Origin of the sequence: Streptomyces sp. NPDC046821, assembly GCF_040645335.1 — a bacterium.
Classification (GTDB): Bacteria; Actinomycetota; Actinomycetes; order Streptomycetales; family Streptomycetaceae; genus Streptomyces.
The window spans coordinates 345,402-363,435 of the sequence record NZ_JBEYYB010000001.1; the positions used below are offsets into that span (position 1 = coordinate 345,402).

The window sequence follows — 18,034 nt, forward strand, 5'->3', positions numbered from 1 at the left end:
CGCTCAATTCGCCTTTGCGGGGCGGAGGTTGAGCAGGATGCCCATCGCGTTGGTGGTGCCGGACCACGGGGCGGGGTTGGCGTAGGGGTTCGTCTCGTCGGGCCAGCCGGTCCAGCGGCTGCTGTTGTACTCGGCGGAGGCGCCGATGGTGATGAGCGGGGCGGCCGGCACGTCATCGATCATGACCTTCTCCAGCTTGCCGGAGATCCGCTTGATGGTGGCCTCGTCGCCGGAGCTCTCCAGCTGGGTGAGGAGCGCGTCCGTGCTCTTGCTCTTGTAGTGGCCGTAGTTGGTCCAGATTCCGGCGTTCCCGCTGAAGAGCATGTCCTTGAAGAAGCCGAACGGCGTGTTGTAGTACACGGCTCCGCCCACCACCACGTCGAACTTGGCCTCCCGGCGCTTCTCGTCGACCTGGGCGCCGGTCACCGGCCTGACGTCGACGTTGATGCCGACCTTCTTGAACTGTTCGGCGAGGACCTTGTCCCGCTGGACCGAGTCGCCGAACTCGGCGACCTCGGTGATCTCGAAGGAGAACTGCTTGCCGTCCTTGCCGACCAGCTTGTCGCCCTTCTTGGTGTAGCCCGCCTTCGCGAACTCCTTGAGGGCTGCGGCCACTTCGGCGTTGGGCTGATTGCTTCCGGCGTACTCGGGGGCGATCCATTTGCCCTGGGTCTTGGTGTCGAGCCCGGTGAGGTTCATGTCGTTGAACATCCCGGGGTTGCCGAGCTGGGCGAGCTCCGAACGGTCCACCGCCAGGGAGAGCCCCTTGCGTACGTGGACGTCATTGAACGGCGCCTTCGTTTGGTTGAAGAACATGTACAGGCCGCCGTAGGTGGGGTACCAGGCGTGGTGGTTCTTCGGGTCCTTGTCGACGTACTGCTTCTTGACGTCGGTGACCGCTCCCCCGCTCCACTCGATGTCGCCGCGCAGCAGCTTGCCGACCTCGGAGGAACTGGCGACCACCGGCGCCTTGACGATCTTGACGGGGACGTTCTTCTGCTTCCAGTAGTCGCCCCTGGCCTCGAAGGTGAGCTGCTGGGCGCCGAACTGCTTGAGCTTGTAGGCGCCGCTGCCGACCGGGTCCGGGTTGGTGAACTTCACGCCGTCCTTGTTCTTCCAGATCTTCTCCGGGACCGGTGTGACGCCGCCGATGCTGCTCAGCTTGGCGTAGGCGGGCTCGGCGAAGGTGATCTCGACGGTGTGCGGATCGACGGCGGTCACCTTCTTGTACTCGAAGGTGCCGAAGGACGGCTGGAGCTTCTGCTTCTTGATGTAGTCGATGGTGAAGGCCACGTCGGACGCCGTCAGCGGGGACCCGTCGCTCCAGTTCGCCCGCTTGTCCAGGTGCAGGGTGATCTTCTTGCCGCCGTCCGCCCAGTCGTACTTGGTGACGAGCCAGGGCATGAACTCGCCGGCCTTCAGCGTGTTGAACCCGAAGAGCGACTCGTACTGGAACCCGAACGTGCCCTGGGTCGCCTTCAACGAGAGCGGGTTGAAGTTCCGCGTGATCGTCGTCCCCGCGTAGCCGAGGTTCACCGTCAGCGAGCTCGCGCCGCCGGGGCCCGCCGCGGGCGTTGGCGTGGCCGAGCAGCCGGTCGCGGCCAGCGCGAGGGCCACCGATCCGAGGGCGCCGATTCTGAAGTGCCGGGTGAGGGAGCCGTTCATGGACCTGAGACCTCCGGGGCGAGGGGGCGACATCGTTGTCCTGGCGACTTGCGTGTGGGGGGTGGCGCGTTCGGTGGTGCGGCTCAGCCCGCGGCGGCTCCCGTGCTGCCGCGCGGTTCGAGGCGGGGCAGCACGTCCTCCACGCGCCGGGCCGCGCCCCCGTCGAGCAGCGCGAGCAGTTCCTCGGCGGCCCGCCGCCCGTACGCCGCCGTGTCGCGGACGAGCGCGGTCAGCGTGGGGTGCGTCGTGCGGCACAGGACGGAGTCGTCCCAGGCCACGAGGGAGATCCGGTCCGGTACCGGGATGCCGCGCGCGGCGACGACGGCGAGCCCGGCGACGGCCAGGACGTCACTGTCGTAGACGATGGCCGTGGGCGGGTCGGCGGAGTCGAGGAGGCGCCGGGTGGCCTCCGCGCCCTCGGTGTCCGAGTAGTCGGTGGGGTACGAGGAGACGTCGAGTCCGCGCCGGTCCGCCTCACTGCGCAGGCAGGCGATGCGGCGGCGGGTGTGGGCGAGGCCGGGCAGACCGGCGACATGCGCGATCCTGCGGTGCCCCAGGCCGTCGAGGTGGTCGACGATCGAGGCCATGGCGCGGGCGTCGTCGGCCCACAGGTTGGAGATGTTGGCGTGCCCCGTCCCGTCGTCGCCGGGTGGCAGGGAGCCGATGACGACGGCGGGCAGGCCGAGTTCGTCGAGCACCGGCAGGCGCGGGTCGTCGGCGCGGGGGTCGACGACGATCACCCCGTCCACGCGGTGCTCCGCCCACCAGCGCCGGTACGTGTCGCACTCCGCCGGCAGGTCCTCGGCGACCTGGAAGAGCAGGCCGAGCCGGCGCGTGGCGAGGACTTCCTGGATGCCCGAGACGAGCTGCAGGAAGAACGACTCGACGCCGAGCGTGCTGGCCGGCCGGGCCAGGACGAGGCCGACCGTGGCGGCGCCCTCGCCGGACAGGGCGCGGGCCGCCGCGCTCGGCTGCCAGCCGAGCTGGTCGGCGACGCGGCGGACCCGGTCGCGGGTGGTTTCCGAGACTCCGGCCTTGCCGTTGAGCGCGAAGGAGACGGCACTCTCGGACACGCCCGCGCGGAGGGCGATGTCCTTGATGGTGGGGCGTCTGGCGGGGGTACGCCGCATGACCTGTCTCCTGGATCCGCTTCGCCGGGGTGCTGCGATGATCCGCTTCGCCGGGGTGCTGCGATCGGCTCGCTAAAGCGCTTGAGTGCCGTGGAGACTAAAGCGCTAAAGCCGCCTCGGCAAGGGGTCCCGCAGAAATCCCGCGGAACCGCGCAAACGCTGGATGCGAACGCCGAGTTGAGGGCAGACTGCCCGGGATTCGATTCCTAGATCCGGGAGTCCGTGATGCGTTTCGGCGCCAACTACACGCCCAGTCAGGGGTGGTTCCACCACTGGCTCGACTTCGACCTCGACGCGGTGCGCGCCGACCTGGACGCGATCGCCGGGCTCGGCCTCGACCATGTGCGGGTGTTCCCGCTGTGGCCCGTCTTCCAGCCCAACCGCACCCTGATCAGACCGCGTGCCGTGGAGCAGCTGGTGGCACTCGCGGACGCGGCGGCCGAGCGCGGTCTCGACGTCAACGTGGACGGCCTCCAGGGCCATCTGTCGAGCTTCGACTTCCTGCCCACCTGGACGCAGACCTGGCACCGCCGGAACATCTTCACCGACCCGGACGTGATCTCCGGGCAGCAGGAGTACCTCCGCACCCTGGCATCCGCGCTCGCGGACCGGCCGAACTTCCTGGGCATGACGATCGGCAACGAGATCGCGCAGTTCGCGGCCGGTCCGCCGCACCCGGACCCGGACCGCATCACGCCGGAGCAGGCCGGGAGCTGGCTGGAGCGGGTGCTCGCCGCGTGCGAGGAGGGGGCGCCGGGACTCAACCACATGCACGCCGAGTACGACGCGTCGTGGTTCCAGGACGACCAGCCGTTCACCCCGGCGCACGCGGCGCGGCTCGGCGCGATGACGGCGGTGCACTCCTGGGTCTTCAACGGCACGGCCCAGCGCCACGGCCACGACGGCGGTGCGACGACCGGGCTCGCGGCGTATCTGATCGAGCTTTCGAAGGCGTGGGCGCCGGACCCGCGGCGGCCGGTGTGGCTCCAGGAGGTGGGTGCGCCGCAGCCGCTGATCCCGGCGGAGCACGCGGCCGCGTTCATGGAGGCGACGGTGGAGGCCGCGCTCGACTGCCCGGATCTGTGGGGCGTCACGTGGTGGTGCTCGCACGATGTCAGCCGCGGCCTGGCCGACTTCCCCGAACTGGAGTATTCGCTGGGCCTGTTGACGAACGCGGGCGAGGTGAAGCCGGCCGGCAAGACCATCGCCGCTATCGCCGAGCGGTGGCGGGGACGGCTTCACGCGCCGGCGCCGCGCACGACGGCTCTGGTCGTGGACACGGGCGACGACGAGCTGGCGCCGAACCGTTCGGTGTGCGCGCCGGGCGGAGCGGTCTTCGAGGCGTTCGCGCGGCTTGCGGCGGACGGGGTCCGCCCGACGACGGTCCTGGCGAGCCTCGCGAACGACAAGGACCATCTCGCGGCGCGCGGGATCACCGAGGTCGTGACGGTTGACAACGTTGCCTGACCTCGGCCTCTGATCTCGGCCCCTGATTTCGCCCTCTGATCTCGGCCCTTGAACTCGGCCCTTGAACTGACCGCTGTCCCACCGGAGTTGACCCATGGATGCCGACCGCTCCGCCGTGCGCCCGTACATGCACGGCTATGACGCCGCCGCGCTCAAGGGCTGGAGTCCCGGGTCGGACCGGTGGGCGCGGTACTTCCGCTCGCGGGTCCCGCTCGCGCCGCGCATCGCCCCGTTCCCCGCCACGCAGGCCCACCCGGACCTGGCGACGGGCCCGCAGCTCATGAACCTCTCCTACGACTACGACAACGCCTTCTTCACCGCCCGCAAGTACGGCGACGGTTTCGCCCGCCGCTTGCTGCGCTTCTGGCAGTACTCGGATCTCTACGGCTCCTGGCACGGGCTGCCCGTCGACGGTTCACCCACGGACAACCCTGCCCACGGCCTGGTCAACCTGCCCAACCCGGCTTACACGGACGCCGCCCACCGCAACGGCGTCCGCAGCCTGGGCTGCTGGTTCTGGCCGCGCGACGGGGACTTCGAGGAGTACCTGGAGCAGCGCGCCGACGGCTCCTTCCCCGTGGCGGACAAGCTGGTCGAGATGGCCGCGTACTTCGGCTTCGACGGCTACTTCATCAACCACGAGGCCGAGACACCGCCCGCACAGGCGGCCCTCCTGGCCGACCTCCTGCGCGCACTCCGCGAGCGCGCCCCGGAGGGGTTCCACCTCCAGTGGTACGACACGATCACGCCCGACGGACACCTCGACTACGTCAACCACCTCAACACCGACAACGCCCCCTGGCTCGACCACACCGACAGCTTCTTCGCGAACTACTGGATGACACCGGAGGGCGTCGAGACCTCGGTGGCAACCGCCCGGAAGCTGGGCCGGGACCCGTACGCGACCGTCTTCCACGGCACGGAGAACGAGCAGTTCGGCTTCGACCCCGAGTACGATCCCCGGCTGCTGTTCCCGCCGGGTGAGCCGGCGCGCACGAGCTGGGCGCTGTTCGGTTCGCACTTCGTGAAGGAACTCGCCCCGGACCACGACGACCTGGACGCGCAGGGCGAGGTGTTCCGGCGTGAGCGGCGCTACTGGTCGGGGCCGCACGAGGATCCCACGCGCAGCGGGCGCCTCCTCCCCCACGACCGCGAGACGCCGCGCGACCGGGACGACCACCGGGCGTGGGACGGCGTGGCGCACCACATCACCGAGCGGTCGGTCATCGGCGCGTTCCCCTTCGTCACACGCTTCAACACCGGGCACGGGCGCGCGTTCTTCCTCGACGGGCGGCGCGCGGCAGACGGCGACTGGCACAACGCGTCCGTCCAGGACGTGCTGCCGACGTGGCAGTTCTGGACACGCGCGGAGGGCTCGGGCGCTCCCCTGTCCGTCGACTTCGACCACACGCTCGCGTACGACGGCGGGTCCTCGCTGCTTCTGTCGGGCGAGGTCGGGCCGGGCGGCGGGGCGACGACCGTACGTCTTTACAAGACGGCGCTCTCGGTGACCGGGCCAGAGCGCCTGACGGTGACCGCACGTGGCACGGAGGACGGGGTCACGCTGGAGGTGGGGCTGCTGTTCCAGGACGATCCCCGGGAGTTCACATGGCTCGCGGCGGGCACGTCGGAGGCGGGGTGGCACACGACGACACACGATCTTGCCGCGTTCCGGGGAAGGACGATCGCGGCTGTGGGTCTGCGGGTGTCGTCCGCGCGGCCCACCTCGTGCGCGGTGCGGGTGGGTGAACTCACCCTGTTGGGGCCAGAGTTGAAGCCTCCCGCTCCGCCGCAGGACTTCACCGTCGACGACGTGTGCGTCGAAGGGGAGACCGCCCACGTCTTCCTGTCGTGGCGCCTCGCCGAGGAAGGCGTCCGCCACTACGACGTACTGCGTGACTGCGACGGGAGGTGGCTGGGGCGGATCTACGACGACGTGTATGTGCTGAGCGTGCCGCGAGCGTCGGTGGCAGGTACCGGCGCCGGCACGCGGCTGCGGCTCGTGGCGGTCGGGCAAGACGGTTCCCGGAGCGCGCCCGCGACGACGACGATCACGTGTTGAGGCAATGCGTTGCGACAGGTGTTGCGATAGGCGTTGCGATCCTGACTGATGCGCCGGTCAGCACCTCAATACAAGCCTTGAACTGTATGAATACTCGCCGAGGTGTTGAGATCTGCTCAACGCTGGGTTAGCGTCGTCGATCGTGGAGCACGGACACGGAGACGAGAACCGCGACGAGATCGCCGCCCGGGTACGGGAAGTGATCACGGCCGCCGGGGTGAGCCAGCGCGAGTTCGCCCGGCGGATCGTCATGGACCCGTCGAAGCTGTCCCGGTCCCTGAGCGGTACGCGCCGTTTCACGGCCGCCGAGCTGGCCCGGATCGCCGACGAGGGTCAGGTGGACGCGGGTCGTCTGCTGGGCTCCCGGCACCGGACCCCGGCCCGCCCGTCGGGCACCGCCGTCCCGGTCGAGGGGGGCCGCCCCTCGCAGATCGTGCGCGAGACGGTCCGCCTCATCGCCGAGCGCGGTTTCCACGCCGTACGGGTCTCCGACATCGCGGAGGCCTGTGAGACCAGTACGGCCGCGATCCACTACCACTTCCCCGGCCGCGCGGAACTCCTCGAGGCGTCCGTGCGGTGGTGCATGGACGAGGACACCGCGCACCGGGCGGCCCGTACCGCCGAGGCGTCCGACGCGGCCGGCGAACTGCGCCGACTCATCGCCCTGCAGACGCCGCGCACCGCGCAGCAGCGGCGGCAGTGGGCGGTGTGGCTGGACCTGTGGGCCGAGGCGGCGCGCTCCACGGCGGTCGGCGACCTGCACGCCGAGTACTACCGGCAGTGGCGCGAGACCGTCGCCGACGTGGTGCGGCGCGGCATCGCGCAGGGTTCGTTCAGACCCGTCGACCCGCAGGCGGCGGCGCTCGCGCTGACCGCCCTGATCGACGGCCTCGCCACCCAGGTCCTCGCCACGGCCCCCGGCGCCCCCGGCACCGACGCCGAGGCGATGCACGCGGCCCTGCTCGCGTACGTCGACACCACCCTCACCGCTCACTCCCCCGGATGAACTGACCCACCCGCCCCACATCCCCCCAGCCCCCAACGGCCCTCCGGCCCAAAGGAGCCATGTCCCCATGCCCATGAACCAGGACGTCATCATCACCGCCGCTCTCACCGGCGCCGGCGACACGGTCCGCAAGAGCCCTCACGTACCGGTGACCCCCGAGCAGATCGCGCGCTCCGCGGTCGAGGCGGCCGACGCGGGCGCCGCCGAGGTCCACATCCACGTACGCGACCCCGAGACCGGCGCGCCCTCGCGTGACCCGCGGCTGTACCGCGAGGTCGTCGAGCGGATCAAGGAGACCGGCACCGACGTCGTCATCAACCTCACCGCCGGGATGGGCGGCGACCTGGTCGTCGACCCGGACGAGCCGCTGAAGCAGCTGCCGGGCACCGACCTCGTCGGCGGACTCGACCGGCTCCCGCACGTCGAGGAACTGCTCCCCGACATCTGCACGCTGGACTGCGGCTCCCTCAACTTCGGTGACGGCAGCAACCTGTACGTCTCCACCCCCGACATGCTGCGTGCGGGTGCCAAGCGCATCCAGGAGCTGGGTGTGCGGCCCGAGCTGGAGATCTTCGACACGGGCCACCTGTGGTTCGCGAAGCAGATGCTGGCCGAGGGTCTGCTCGACGACCCGACCGTGTTCCAGCTCTGCATGGGCATCCCGTGGGGCGCCCCGGCCGACCCGGGCGTTCTGCAGTCGATGGTGAACATGCTGCCGGAGGGCGCCCAGTGGGCGAGCTTCGCGCTCGGCCGGATGCAGATGCCGTGGGTCGCGCAGTCGGTCCTGCTCGGCGGCCACGTCCGTGTCGGCCTGGAGGACAACCTCTACCTCGGCAAGGGCGTCAAGGCCACCAACGCGCAGCTCGTGGAGCGCGCCGTGACGATCGTCGAGGCGATGGGCGCCCGCGTCGCCACCCCGGACGAGGCCCGGCAGAAGCTCGGCCTCAAGCCCCGCACCATCCAGGAAGGGAAGGCCTGACCATGGCAACGCTCGCACCCGAGGACGTCCGCCGGGTCGCCTGTGTCGGCGCCGGTGTGATCGGCGGCGGCTGGGTCGCCCACTTCCTGGCCCGCGGCTACGACGTGAAGGCCTGGGACCCGGCGCCCGACGCCGAGGTCCGCCTGCGCCGCCTCGTCGACGCCGCCTGGCCCGCGCTGACGCAGCTCGGTCTCGCGGAGGGCGCGTCCAGGGACCGGCTCACGGTGACCGCGACCCTCGAAGAGGCAGTTGTGGACGCCCAGTTCGTCCAGGAGAGCGCCCCCGAGAAGCTCGACCTGAAGCGCGATCTGCTGGCCCGTCTGGACGCGGCGACGCCGGAGGGGGTCGTCATCGCGTCGTCCACGTCCGGCTACCCGATGACCGACATGCAGACGGAGATCGCGGGCGCGGGCCGGCTCGTCGTGGGGCACCCGTTCAACCCGCCGTACCTGATCCCCCTGGTCGAGGTCGTCGGCGGCGTGAAGACCGACGCGGAGGCGGTGGCCTGGTCGTCCCGCTTCTACGAGGTCGCGGGCAAGTCCGTCATCACGATGGACCGCGAGGTGCCCGGCTTCATCGCCAACCGCCTCCAGGAAGCCCTGTGGCGCGAGGCCCTGCACATGGTCGCCAACGGCGAGGCCACGGTGAAGGAGATCGACGACTCGATCACCGAGGGGCCCGGCCTGCGCTGGGCGTTCATGGGCCCGATGCTGACGTTCGCGCTCGCCGGCGGCGAGGGCGGCATGGCGCACATGCTGGACCACTTCGGCCCGTCCCTGAAGTCCCCGTGGACCCGCCTCGAAGCCCCCGAGCTGGACAAGAAGCTGTACGACGCCGTGGTCAGCGGCTGCGACGACGCGGCGGCCGGGCGCACCATCGCAGACCTGGTGGCCGAGCGCGACCAGGGCGTCATCGACGTACTGCGGGCGACGGGCCGGCTGCCGGGCGGGCGGACGGAGGGCGGGAAGTGACCGCCCTGCCGCTGCACCACAGCACCGTGCGCGCGGAGTGGATCGACTACAACGGCCATATGAGCGAGGCCTTCTACGTCCTCGTCTTCGGGCACGCCACCGACGCGCTGATGATCGAGACGGGCCTGCACTCGGGCTACCGCGAGTCCACGGGCTGCTCCCTGTACACGGTCGAGTCGCACATCCGCTATCTCGACGACGTCCCGGAGGGCGCGGAACTCGCCATCCGTACCCGGGTCCTGGGCGCGGCCGCGAAGAAGGCGCGCTTCACGCACGAGATGTTCGTCGTCGGCGCCGCGGGCGAGCAGCCCGCGGCGGACGCGCGGCCGGTCGCCACGACGGAGCTGCTCGCCCTGCACGTCGACCAGGAGGCAGGGCGCGCGGTCCCGTTCCCCGACGAGATCCTCAAGCGCTTCACCGAACTGACGGAGGCCGCCCCGGAGTGGGCGGGCCGGTCCATCTCGGAGGTGTAGACCCGCCTCTGAGGTGTAGACCCGCCGAGATCGGCTAGGTGTCCCGGGACCCGGATTGAGGGCCCCGGGGCACCTTCGGCATGTGTGCGGCGACCCCGCACCGGAACCCGTCCGTCGGCCACTCCCGGCAAAGATCGGCCAACTCCGGGGGAAACCTGAATACTTGATGTCACAGAGTGCCTGATGTGGCATTGTCGCTGGACTGATGCCCTGCAGATCACCTAGAGACGAGGGAGCGGGGGCGTGACGGAGCACTCTGCGGTCACCGGCGTGCGAGGGCGCGGAGGCATCGTCTCGCTCGTGGAGTCGACGCTCGCGCTCGACCGCGCGGCGGAGCGGCCGCTGACCCTGCTGCTCGGGCCGCGCGGCAGCGGAACGAGCGAGCTGCTGTGTGTCCTGGCTGAGCAGTTCGGGACGCGGTACCCCTTCGGATACGTCGCGTTCACGTCGGGACAGGAGCTGCTGCCGCGCCACGCGCTCGGGCTGCTCGCTCGGCAGCTGGCGCGCAATCTGCCGAACTACCGGCACACGGGTTTCCCGCGGCTCGCCCTGGGGCTGCTCGCCTCCGACCAGGACCTTCCGCACCAGGCCCTCACCGGCGGGCAGCGCGGGATCAGGGGCGCGCTGACGGACCTCGAAAAACGGGCCAGAGCGCAGCACGGCGACTACCTGGCCGCGTATCTGACGGTCGCTCATGGATCGGTCGACGCCCCCGACGGCGCGAGCCCCGAGGCGCGGTCGCTGCTCGGCACGGCGACCGGACCGGCCGCGCGGCCCTGGGCGGGCCGCTGGGACAACTCGACCGCCGCGTGGTACGGCGAGCACCGGCTCACCCACGGCACCGACCCGTGGGAGGTGCTGCTCGAACTCAACCGCTGGCGCCACCAGGGCGACGAGCGCGACAAGCTGCGGCTCGACCAACTGCTGTGCTCCGCCTTCCTGGAGGACCTGCGCGCCGCCGTCAAGGGACCTTTCCGGCCGCGTTCGTATCTGCTGCTGCTCGACGAGGCGCACACGGACCACGGCCGCGCGTTCCTCGATCTGCTGGTCCAGGCGCGGCACGACGACACGGTGCTCGGGGGGCGCCCGTGCGACCCGCTGACGGTCGTCGCGGGCTGCAACCGCTGGCTGCCGCGCTGGGGCCCGGCGACCGGCGAGGAGTGGCCGTGGGAGCCCCGCGAGCCGGACCGCGCCTCGCTCGCGGACTGGCACGCCCACCGCCCGTCCGGGGACGGCCAGGACACATGGTGGTATCCGCTGCGGATGCGTGACCTGGACCGTGACGAGGTGCGTATCCATGTCGAGCAGCAGCTCACGTCGCACCCCGAGCTGACCCCGTTCACGACGCTCGCGCCGTTCGTCCACCGGCTCACCGGCGGCCTGCCCAAGGCCGTGAAGCTGGTCTTCGAGGTGCTCGGCGGGCCGAACGTGCCGCAGGTGCCCGGACCCCAGCAGAATCTGTGGCTGCGCGACCTGCCGCACCGCACCGTGTCCACCGGCGGCGGCAATCCGCTCCTCGTGGACGCCGCGCTGGACGACCTGCTGGCCGACTTCGACACGGCGGACCGCGACCGCCTGGCCCAATGTGCCGCCGCCGACGACCTGTTCGTGGGCGCGCAGCTCCTCGGTCGCGGGGCGGAGCTGTTCACCGACATCCGCAGCCGCTGGCTGCTCAGCACTCCCGGATCGCTGTCGCTCCATCCGTGGCTGCGGCGGATGCTGCTGTGGCACCTCGCGGGGCGCGCGGGCGCGTGGGACACCGCGCACGAAGTCCTCGCGGAGCACTACGCGAACGCGGAGGACCGCGTCCAGGAGCTGTACCACCAGCTCGCCCTGGAGAAGGTCGACGAGGTCGCCGACTATCTCGTGACGCTGCGCAGCACGGCGCACACGGAGGAATGGCTGAGCGCCTTCCACACCATCACGGCGGCGCCCAACCGGCTGGCCCACCCCGGCGGTCCGCTGGAGCTGCGCGCCCGGTTCGCCCCTTCCGACCCCGACGACCAGGTCACGGTTCCGGCGGTGATCCGCGACCTGGTGGTGGCGCGCTGGCTGTGGAGCGATCCGCTCACGGACCCGGGGATGCAGCTCAGCCCGGTCCTCGCCGACGGCTTCGTGCACCTGTCCCGACTGTGGAGGAACTACAACGTGGCTCTGGTCAACGAGGCGGAGCGCTACCGCCTCACGACACCCGCCCGTACGTCGCCGGTGCTCGGGAGCGGGGCATGAGCCCGCTGACCTGGCCCCGGTGGCGCGAGTGGTCCTGGCGGACGGTGAAGCTGGTGGCGGCCGCCGTGGCGCTCGCGGTCGTGGCCACGGTCGCCGGGATCGTGATCGCCGGCAAGGTGTCCGACGCGCGGGCCCGCTGCGCCGCCGGTGTGACACACGAGGGGGCGAACGGGGAGTGCGTCGGTGTCACCGACGGCTCGTTCGCGTTCGCCGGGCACCTGAAGCCCGTAGAGAAGATGATCGCGGACGAGAACAAGCGGGTCCGCGCCGCGAGCGGCAAGGAGCCGTACGTCACGGTCGCCTATCTCACGTCGTTCACCGTCACCGACGACGACAGCAACTCCGAGGACTCGGTGCGGCACGAGCTGGAAGGCGCCTATCTCGCGCAGTTCCGGCACAACCGGGGCGACCTCGCCGCCTCCCCGAAGATCCGGCTGCTCGTCGCCAACACCGGGAGCAACTCTGTCCATTGGGAGCACACCGTCGACCAGCTGATCGCGCTGAAGGACTCCCCGGACCGGCTGGTCGCCGTCGCCGGTCTCGGCCCGAGCACCGACCGGAACCTCGCGGCGCTGCGCAAGCTGTCGAAGAGCGGGATCGCCACGGTCTCCAGCATCATGACGGCCACGGACATCACCGGGATACAGGGTTTTGTGCGGGTCGCGCCGACCAACGCGGACGAGGCGCGGGCCGGCGCCGCGTACCTCAAGCGCCAGAAGGGCAAGTTCCGTACCGCCGTCGTCATCCAGGACGCCGCCAAGAGCAATCTCTACGCGTCGACGCTCGGCGCTGCGTTCACCGAGGAGTACCCGGACAAGGACCACCGTCTCGTCGCGGACCGGTTCACGTACGACTCGTCGGTTCCCTCGGCCTGGCCCAACGAACTCCGCTACAGGGCCGAGCAGTTGTGCACGGAGCGGCCCGAAGTCGTGTATTTCGCGGGGCGTGGGATTCATCTGTCGCACTTCCTGGACGCGCTCGCCAACCGGGCCTGCCAGAAACAGCAGTTCACCGTCCTCACCGGCGACGACACGACGAACCTGACGCCCGAGGAGCTGGAGGCCGCCGCGCACACCGGCGTGACCGTCCTCTACACGGGCCTGGCCCACGCGGACATGTGGCGTGACGACCCGGGCGCCGTCTCCGGGCCCTCGGCGGGCAACTTCCAGCCGGGCGGCCTGATGGACAAGTGGTTCCCCGGTGACGCCCGTTACGACGGCCAGGACATCATGAGCCACGACGCGGTGCTCACGGCGGCGCAGGGCATCCGGATGGCGTCCAACTGGCAGGGCAAGGTGACAGGGCCCTCGGTCGGCCGGATGTTCCACCAGCTCGACGGGGACCGCAAGGTGCCGGGGGCGAGCGGCTTCCTGTCCTTCAAGGACAACGGTGACCCGCGCGACAAGGCCGTCCCGATCCTGCGGCTCACGCCGAAGGGCGAGTCGAAGCTGGTCGACGTGTCGGCGCCGGGCGGCCGGCCCGCCACAGGCGAGTAGCCCCCTAGCGCCGGTCCGGCGCACCCACCAGGCCCTTTACGCCCAGTACCCAGGAAGGTCAACCCGTCCTATTCTCAATGCTGTTGAACCGTCCGGCCCGTACCGCAGTCTGTGAGGGGCGCGTGGATCCATCCGCTTTCTTCTACACGAGCTGCACCCGGGGCGACGGCTGGCCCGCGCTCACCCGCTTCCACGCGGACCTGGAGTACCGGCTGCGGGCCCAGGAGGGGTACGGCGTGAGCGGCGCCCTCGGCGCGGCGCTGCACCCCGGCACGCTGCCGGGCAGCGCCATCACCCGGGCCGGCGTCATGATCGCGCTCTACTCCCCCGGCTACTTCGACGACCGCGGCTGCGGTCTCGAATGGGCGGTCGTCCAGTCCCGGATGCGCCACCACGCGACCACCGGGGCCGGCCAGGTGCCCGGCTGTCTCATCCCGGTCTGCTGGAAGCCCGTCCCCGACGGTCTGGTCCCGGACGTGGTGCGCCGCTCCGAGTCGTTCCCCGGACCCGGCGCCTTCGACTGGCTCCGCCAACAGGGCCTGGAATCCCTGGTGTCGTCGTCGGCCCCGGGCGCCGACGAGCGGTACTACGGGTTCGTCGAGCAGCTCGCCAAAAGCATCCTGGAGGCGGGGCGCGCCGGGCTCGAACCGCTGGAGGCGGACGAGGCGGAGGGCACTGTCCCCGCGTTCGGCTCCCCGAAGGGCGCGCCGTTGCCCGCCGTGTTCCCGCGTACGACGCCGGACCCGCCGGCGCCCCGGCACGAGGGCGCGGCCCGCGAACCCGGCTCGGTCGCGATCAGTTACGTCGGCGCCGACCAGGCCTGGGCGGACTGGATCGAGGAGGTGCTGAGCGACGGCGGCCACAGCGTCCGCCAACGGCGCTGGCGCGTCGGGCGGGAGACCCTGGCGGAGGCGGTAGCGCGGGCCAGGGAGTCCGCCGACCGGGTCGTGGTCGTGTTCTCCCGCAGTTACTTCGACGCCGGGGACACCGCCCCCACCGACTGGGAGGCCACCTTCACGCCGCCCGCGTCCGATCCGTCCTGGCTCGTCGCCGTACAGATCGACGCGGCGCCCCTGCCGGTGCTCGTACGGGGTGCCGACGTGCTGCCGTTGCCGGGTGCGGGGCCGGAGCAGGCCGAGCGGTTGCGGTCCGTGGTCATGGCCGCCGCGGCCGCGAGGCGGCGTGACCCCGCGGGGGGAGGCAGCCTGTGACCGTGTCGAGGCGCTCCGCCACCGATCCGCCGCCGATCTCGAACCTGCCGGTCCAGGCGACCCCGTTCGTCGGCCGCGACGAGGAGATCGCCGCCATACAGGACCTGTTCGAGGAGCATCGCGCGGTCCTCCTCCACGACCCTGTCGGCCGCCCGCACGGGTACGGCAAGTCGGAGGCCGCCATCACCTACGGCCACCGCTACCGGATGCGCTACCGCGTGGCCTGGTGGTTCGACTGCTCCCACGAAAGGGACCCGGCCCGCCTGCGAGAGCTCCTCGACCTCGGAATGCAGGAGCTGCACACCCGGTACCGCGAGGTCCTGCGGACGGACCTCCCCGGGAACCCCGACGCCAAGTGGCTGCTGCTGTACGACAACGTCGCGGACCCGGACAAGATCCAGGAGCACTTCCCGTCCGGCGAGGCCCGGATCCTCGTCACGTCGCGCCCGCCGGGCACGGAATGGGACAGCGCGGCGGCCCGCCTGCCCGTCGGCGACCTCGGCGTGCCCGAAACCGCCGGTCTCTTCCGCCAGTTGGCCGACATCCGCCAGCCAGTCGCTGACGAACTGGCCCGTACGTTCGCAGGGCATCCGCGCCAGATCATCGCCGTCGCCGAGCAGATCCGGCGGGGCACACCGCCCGCCGTGTGCGTCGCGATCGCCGACGCCGTACGACTGGCGCCCGCGCCCGAGAGGCCCGCACCGGCGCCGTCGGGCCACGTCCGGATGAGCGGCCAGGACCGCGAGACCCTCATCGACACCCTGCTGTCCTCTCCGGTGTGCCGGGACCTGCGCAGCTACCGGGAGTGGATCAAGGCCATCGACCGGCGCGCGACGGTCTCGCCGAGCCTGCCGTCCGAGACCGAGACGATCCGTACGCGCGTGGTCGGCCTGGTCTCCGTCGCGCTCGGCCGCGACCGCCCCGACGTCCTCCAGGCGCTCGCCGCCGCTCTTGAGGAGATGGCCGACGGCCAGGAGGCACGGCTCGTCCAGGCCCTGATCGGCCCGGCGGCGGCGAACTGGGACGGGACCAAGAAGCCGCAGCGCGCTGTGCTCGGCCCGCCCCCCGTCGACGCCCCGTTCTTCTTCACCAGTTACGCGAACCGCGAGGACGACCAGGACCACGTCGCGGAGTTCCATGAACGACTCGAACAGGAACTCCGCATCAAGCGTGGCCGCAACCTGTCGAGTGCGGGCTTCCTGGACCGCCGCAGTCTGCGCCTCGGTCTCACGTGGCGCGAGCCCATGGTCGACGCGATCCGCTCCACACGGCTTCTGGTCGCGCTGATCACGGCGGACTACTTCGAGAGCGAGTGGTGCCGGCGGGAGTGGGCCGTGATGATGGAGCGGGCCCGGCGGGCCGGGCGTTCACCGGGTCAGGAGCCGGTCGCGGTCCTGCCGCTGTTCTGGGTCAAGCCGCGCGGCCCGCTGCCCCGGGATCTCGCGTCCATCCAGTACAGCTCCGCCGAGCTGTTCGGCGGGAACAAGGCACCCGACAACCTCATCGACCTGCTGCGCGAGGACAAGCAGGAGGCAGCGGCCTTCATCCGCAGGCTCGCCACCGTCATGATCGAGGCGGCGGACCGTGACCTTCCGGTCCTCGACGCGGAGGCCGTACGGAGCATTCCGCTGGCGTTCAGCGAGTGGGACGACGCGGGGGACACTTCGCTTGCGGGGGTGGGGGCGGGGACGGAGGAATCGGGGGCTTCGACTGTAACTCCCGTACAGGACATGCTTGTTGATGTTCCTCCCATTGACGTTCCGCCGGTTCACATCCCGCCACCCGTTCCGGAGACGCCTTCGGAGAACGGGGCGGGTACTGGGACCGACACCCTGATCGAGCCCGAGCCCACGACGCCGGTGACCGAGCCCGCAACGCCCGAGCCCGAGCCGGAGCCCGCGAAGCCGGTGGCCGAACCTGAGACGACGCCCGCGCCCCAGACCCCGCCCGTCTCCGACAAAACCCTCCTCATCGAGGCCCTCACCGCGACCCGGGTCCTGCGCGACGCCACGCACTACACGCGCTGGGTGGAAGCCGTGCTCACGGACGTCGAGGCGGAGCGCCGTCCCGACGTCACGCAACTCGTCGACCCGCTCAGGCTCCGGGTCCGGCTCCTGGTGAACTTCGCCAACGAGCACAGCACCCCGGACCTGTTCCTCGCCATGGCCCGGGCCCTCACGCTGGTGGACCCGGGCAGTGCGGACGCGCCAAACGGGACCGTGGCGGAGGTGCACGCTCTGGTGAACCGTATTGTCGCGGCATGGCCTCACCACGCGTGACCCCGCCCGCCTGCCCCTTCTGCCGTATCGCCGCGGGCACGGCGCCGGCCCATATGGTCAGCGCCGGGCCCGAGGTCATCGCGTTCCTGCCGCTGCGTCCGGTGCACGCCGGTCACGTCCTCGTCGTCCCGCGTCGTCACGTGGAGGACATCTGGGACCTCGACGAGCCGACGGCGGCCTCGGTGGGCAGGTCGGTGCTGAGGGTCGCGCACGCGGTGCGCTCGGTGTTCCGGCCCGACGGGCTCAACGTCATCCAGTCGTCGGGCGCCGCCGCGACGCAGACGGTGCCGCATCTCCACGTCCACGTCGTGCCGCGGTTCGCGAACGACCGGATGGGACGTATCTGGCCCGCGCCCGTCGAAGCGCCGCCCGGGGTCCAGGACGACGCCGCGCGACGGTTGTCCGAGGCACTGACCACCGAACAGGACTGACGTGACTGACTGACTGACTGACCGACTACAGCACGACCAGCAGGACGATCCCCTGCGCGAGGGCGAGACCGCCGTAGAACAGCGCGACCGTCAGTGAGCCCGCCGCCCGCAGGGTCCCGGCGCGCTCGGCGCCCGCGCTCGCGTCCATGCTGAACGGCTCAACCTCGGCGCCCGACCGCCGCACCCGGTCGTACAGACGCCTGAACTGCCGCTCCTTGTAGAGGAAATACCCGTCGAGCAGCCAGAACGCCACGATGGGGACGAAGCCGGTGGTCGCGATCGTCCGGCTGCCGTTCTGGGCGGCGAAGGCGAGCAGCGCGCCCATGAGTGTCAGCGCCCAGCCCTTGATCAGGAACGAGTTGTTCCCCATGCGGGCCACGACGGTCTGGATCAGTTCGAGGTGCCGGATCTGCCCGTCGTCCAGAGCGGCGCGCGGCACCGGTTCCGCTGTCACTGCATTCCCCCTTCGGCCTTACAACCCGTTCGGTCTCGTCTCCCGGCCGGAAGACTACCCAGGGGCGCCCGCCCCACCCCGGTCTTCTCACCGGCACCTACTGGCCGTATAAGCAACTGCTCAGTACGCTGCCCGGTGGGGTCCGGTCACCCCGGGGCCGGAAGCGCCCGTCATCCCCGTA

At 71.0% G+C, this 18,034-nt stretch carries 14 protein-coding genes; 11 read left to right on the forward strand and 3 right to left on the reverse strand.

Features of this window, described 5'->3' with window-relative positions; all coding sequences use genetic code 11:
• Positions 1-3: 3 nt before the first annotated feature.
• Both ABZ893_RS01710 and ABZ893_RS01715 read right to left on the reverse strand, forming a co-directional pair.
• Positions 4-1,665 (reverse strand): ABC transporter substrate-binding protein, encoded by a 1,662-nt coding sequence (locus tag ABZ893_RS01710; protein WP_361395047.1) that lies wholly within the window; start codon positions 1,663-1,665, stop codon positions 4-6.
• 83 nt (positions 1,666-1,748) lie between these two features.
• Positions 1,749-2,795 (reverse strand): LacI family DNA-binding transcriptional regulator, encoded by a 1,047-nt coding sequence (locus tag ABZ893_RS01715; RefSeq protein WP_361395050.1) that lies wholly within the window; start codon positions 2,793-2,795, stop codon positions 1,749-1,751.
• Positions 2,796-3,020: 225 nt separating this feature from the next.
• Between ABZ893_RS01715 and ABZ893_RS01720 the strand changes: the two genes are divergently transcribed.
• From ABZ893_RS01720 to ABZ893_RS01770, 11 genes are all read left to right on the forward strand, one after another.
• Positions 3,021-4,262 carry a glycosyl hydrolase gene (locus ABZ893_RS01720; RefSeq protein WP_361395053.1) on the forward strand — a complete coding sequence of 414 codons (1,242 nt, stop codon included), beginning with the start codon at positions 3,021-3,023 and terminating at the stop codon, positions 4,260-4,262.
• 94 nt (positions 4,263-4,356) lie between these two features.
• The gene (locus ABZ893_RS01725; protein ID WP_361395056.1) at positions 4,357-6,324 is read left to right on the forward strand and encodes a hypothetical protein; all 1,968 of its coding nucleotides are present in this window, start codon (positions 4,357-4,359) and stop codon (positions 6,322-6,324) included.
• Positions 6,325-6,466: 142 nt separating this feature from the next.
• The gene (locus ABZ893_RS01730; RefSeq protein WP_361395059.1) at positions 6,467-7,330 is read left to right on the forward strand and encodes a TetR/AcrR family transcriptional regulator; all 864 of its coding nucleotides are present in this window, start codon (positions 6,467-6,469) and stop codon (positions 7,328-7,330) included.
• A 67-nt stretch (positions 7,331-7,397) separates the two neighbouring features.
• Positions 7,398-8,309 carry a 3-keto-5-aminohexanoate cleavage protein gene (locus tag ABZ893_RS01735; RefSeq protein WP_361395063.1) on the forward strand — a complete coding sequence of 304 codons (912 nt, stop codon included), beginning with the start codon at positions 7,398-7,400 and terminating at the stop codon, positions 8,307-8,309.
• Positions 8,310-8,311: 2 nt separating this feature from the next.
• Positions 8,312-9,280, forward strand: coding sequence for a 3-hydroxyacyl-CoA dehydrogenase NAD-binding domain-containing protein (locus ABZ893_RS01740; RefSeq protein WP_361395066.1), 969 nt, complete (start codon positions 8,312-8,314; stop codon positions 9,278-9,280).
• Positions 9,277-9,753 carry a thioesterase family protein gene (locus tag ABZ893_RS01745; protein ID WP_361395069.1) on the forward strand — a complete coding sequence of 159 codons (477 nt, stop codon included), beginning with the start codon at positions 9,277-9,279 and terminating at the stop codon, positions 9,751-9,753. Before ABZ893_RS01740 ends, ABZ893_RS01745 begins: the two co-directional genes overlap by 4 nt.
• A 243-nt stretch (positions 9,754-9,996) precedes the next feature.
• Positions 9,997-11,982 carry a hypothetical protein gene (locus ABZ893_RS01750; protein ID WP_361395071.1) on the forward strand — a complete coding sequence of 662 codons (1,986 nt, stop codon included), beginning with the start codon at positions 9,997-9,999 and terminating at the stop codon, positions 11,980-11,982.
• Complete coding sequence (locus tag ABZ893_RS01755) at positions 11,979-13,478, forward strand: branched-chain amino acid ABC transporter substrate-binding protein (RefSeq protein WP_361395073.1); 1,500 nt, start codon at positions 11,979-11,981, stop codon at positions 13,476-13,478. Before ABZ893_RS01750 ends, ABZ893_RS01755 begins: the two co-directional genes overlap by 4 nt.
• Before the next feature lie 122 nt (positions 13,479-13,600).
• Positions 13,601-14,689, forward strand: coding sequence for a toll/interleukin-1 receptor domain-containing protein (locus ABZ893_RS01760; RefSeq protein WP_361395076.1), 1,089 nt, complete (start codon positions 13,601-13,603; stop codon positions 14,687-14,689).
• Positions 14,686-16,968, forward strand: a complete 2,283-nt coding sequence (locus ABZ893_RS01765) for a toll/interleukin-1 receptor domain-containing protein (protein ID WP_361395079.1) — start codon at positions 14,686-14,688, stop codon at positions 16,966-16,968. The genes ABZ893_RS01760 and ABZ893_RS01765 overlap by 4 nt, the downstream gene beginning before the upstream one ends.
• Positions 16,950-17,399, forward strand: a complete 450-nt coding sequence (locus ABZ893_RS01770) for an HIT domain-containing protein (protein WP_361395081.1) — start codon at positions 16,950-16,952, stop codon at positions 17,397-17,399. The genes ABZ893_RS01765 and ABZ893_RS01770 overlap by 19 nt, the downstream gene beginning before the upstream one ends.
• 25 nt (positions 17,400-17,424) lie before the next feature.
• On the opposite strand, the gene ABZ893_RS01775 is transcribed toward ABZ893_RS01770, so the two are convergent.
• The gene (locus tag ABZ893_RS01775; protein WP_361395084.1) at positions 17,425-17,853 is read right to left on the reverse strand and encodes a hypothetical protein; all 429 of its coding nucleotides are present in this window, start codon (positions 17,851-17,853) and stop codon (positions 17,425-17,427) included.
• Positions 17,854-18,034 lie beyond the last annotated feature (181 nt).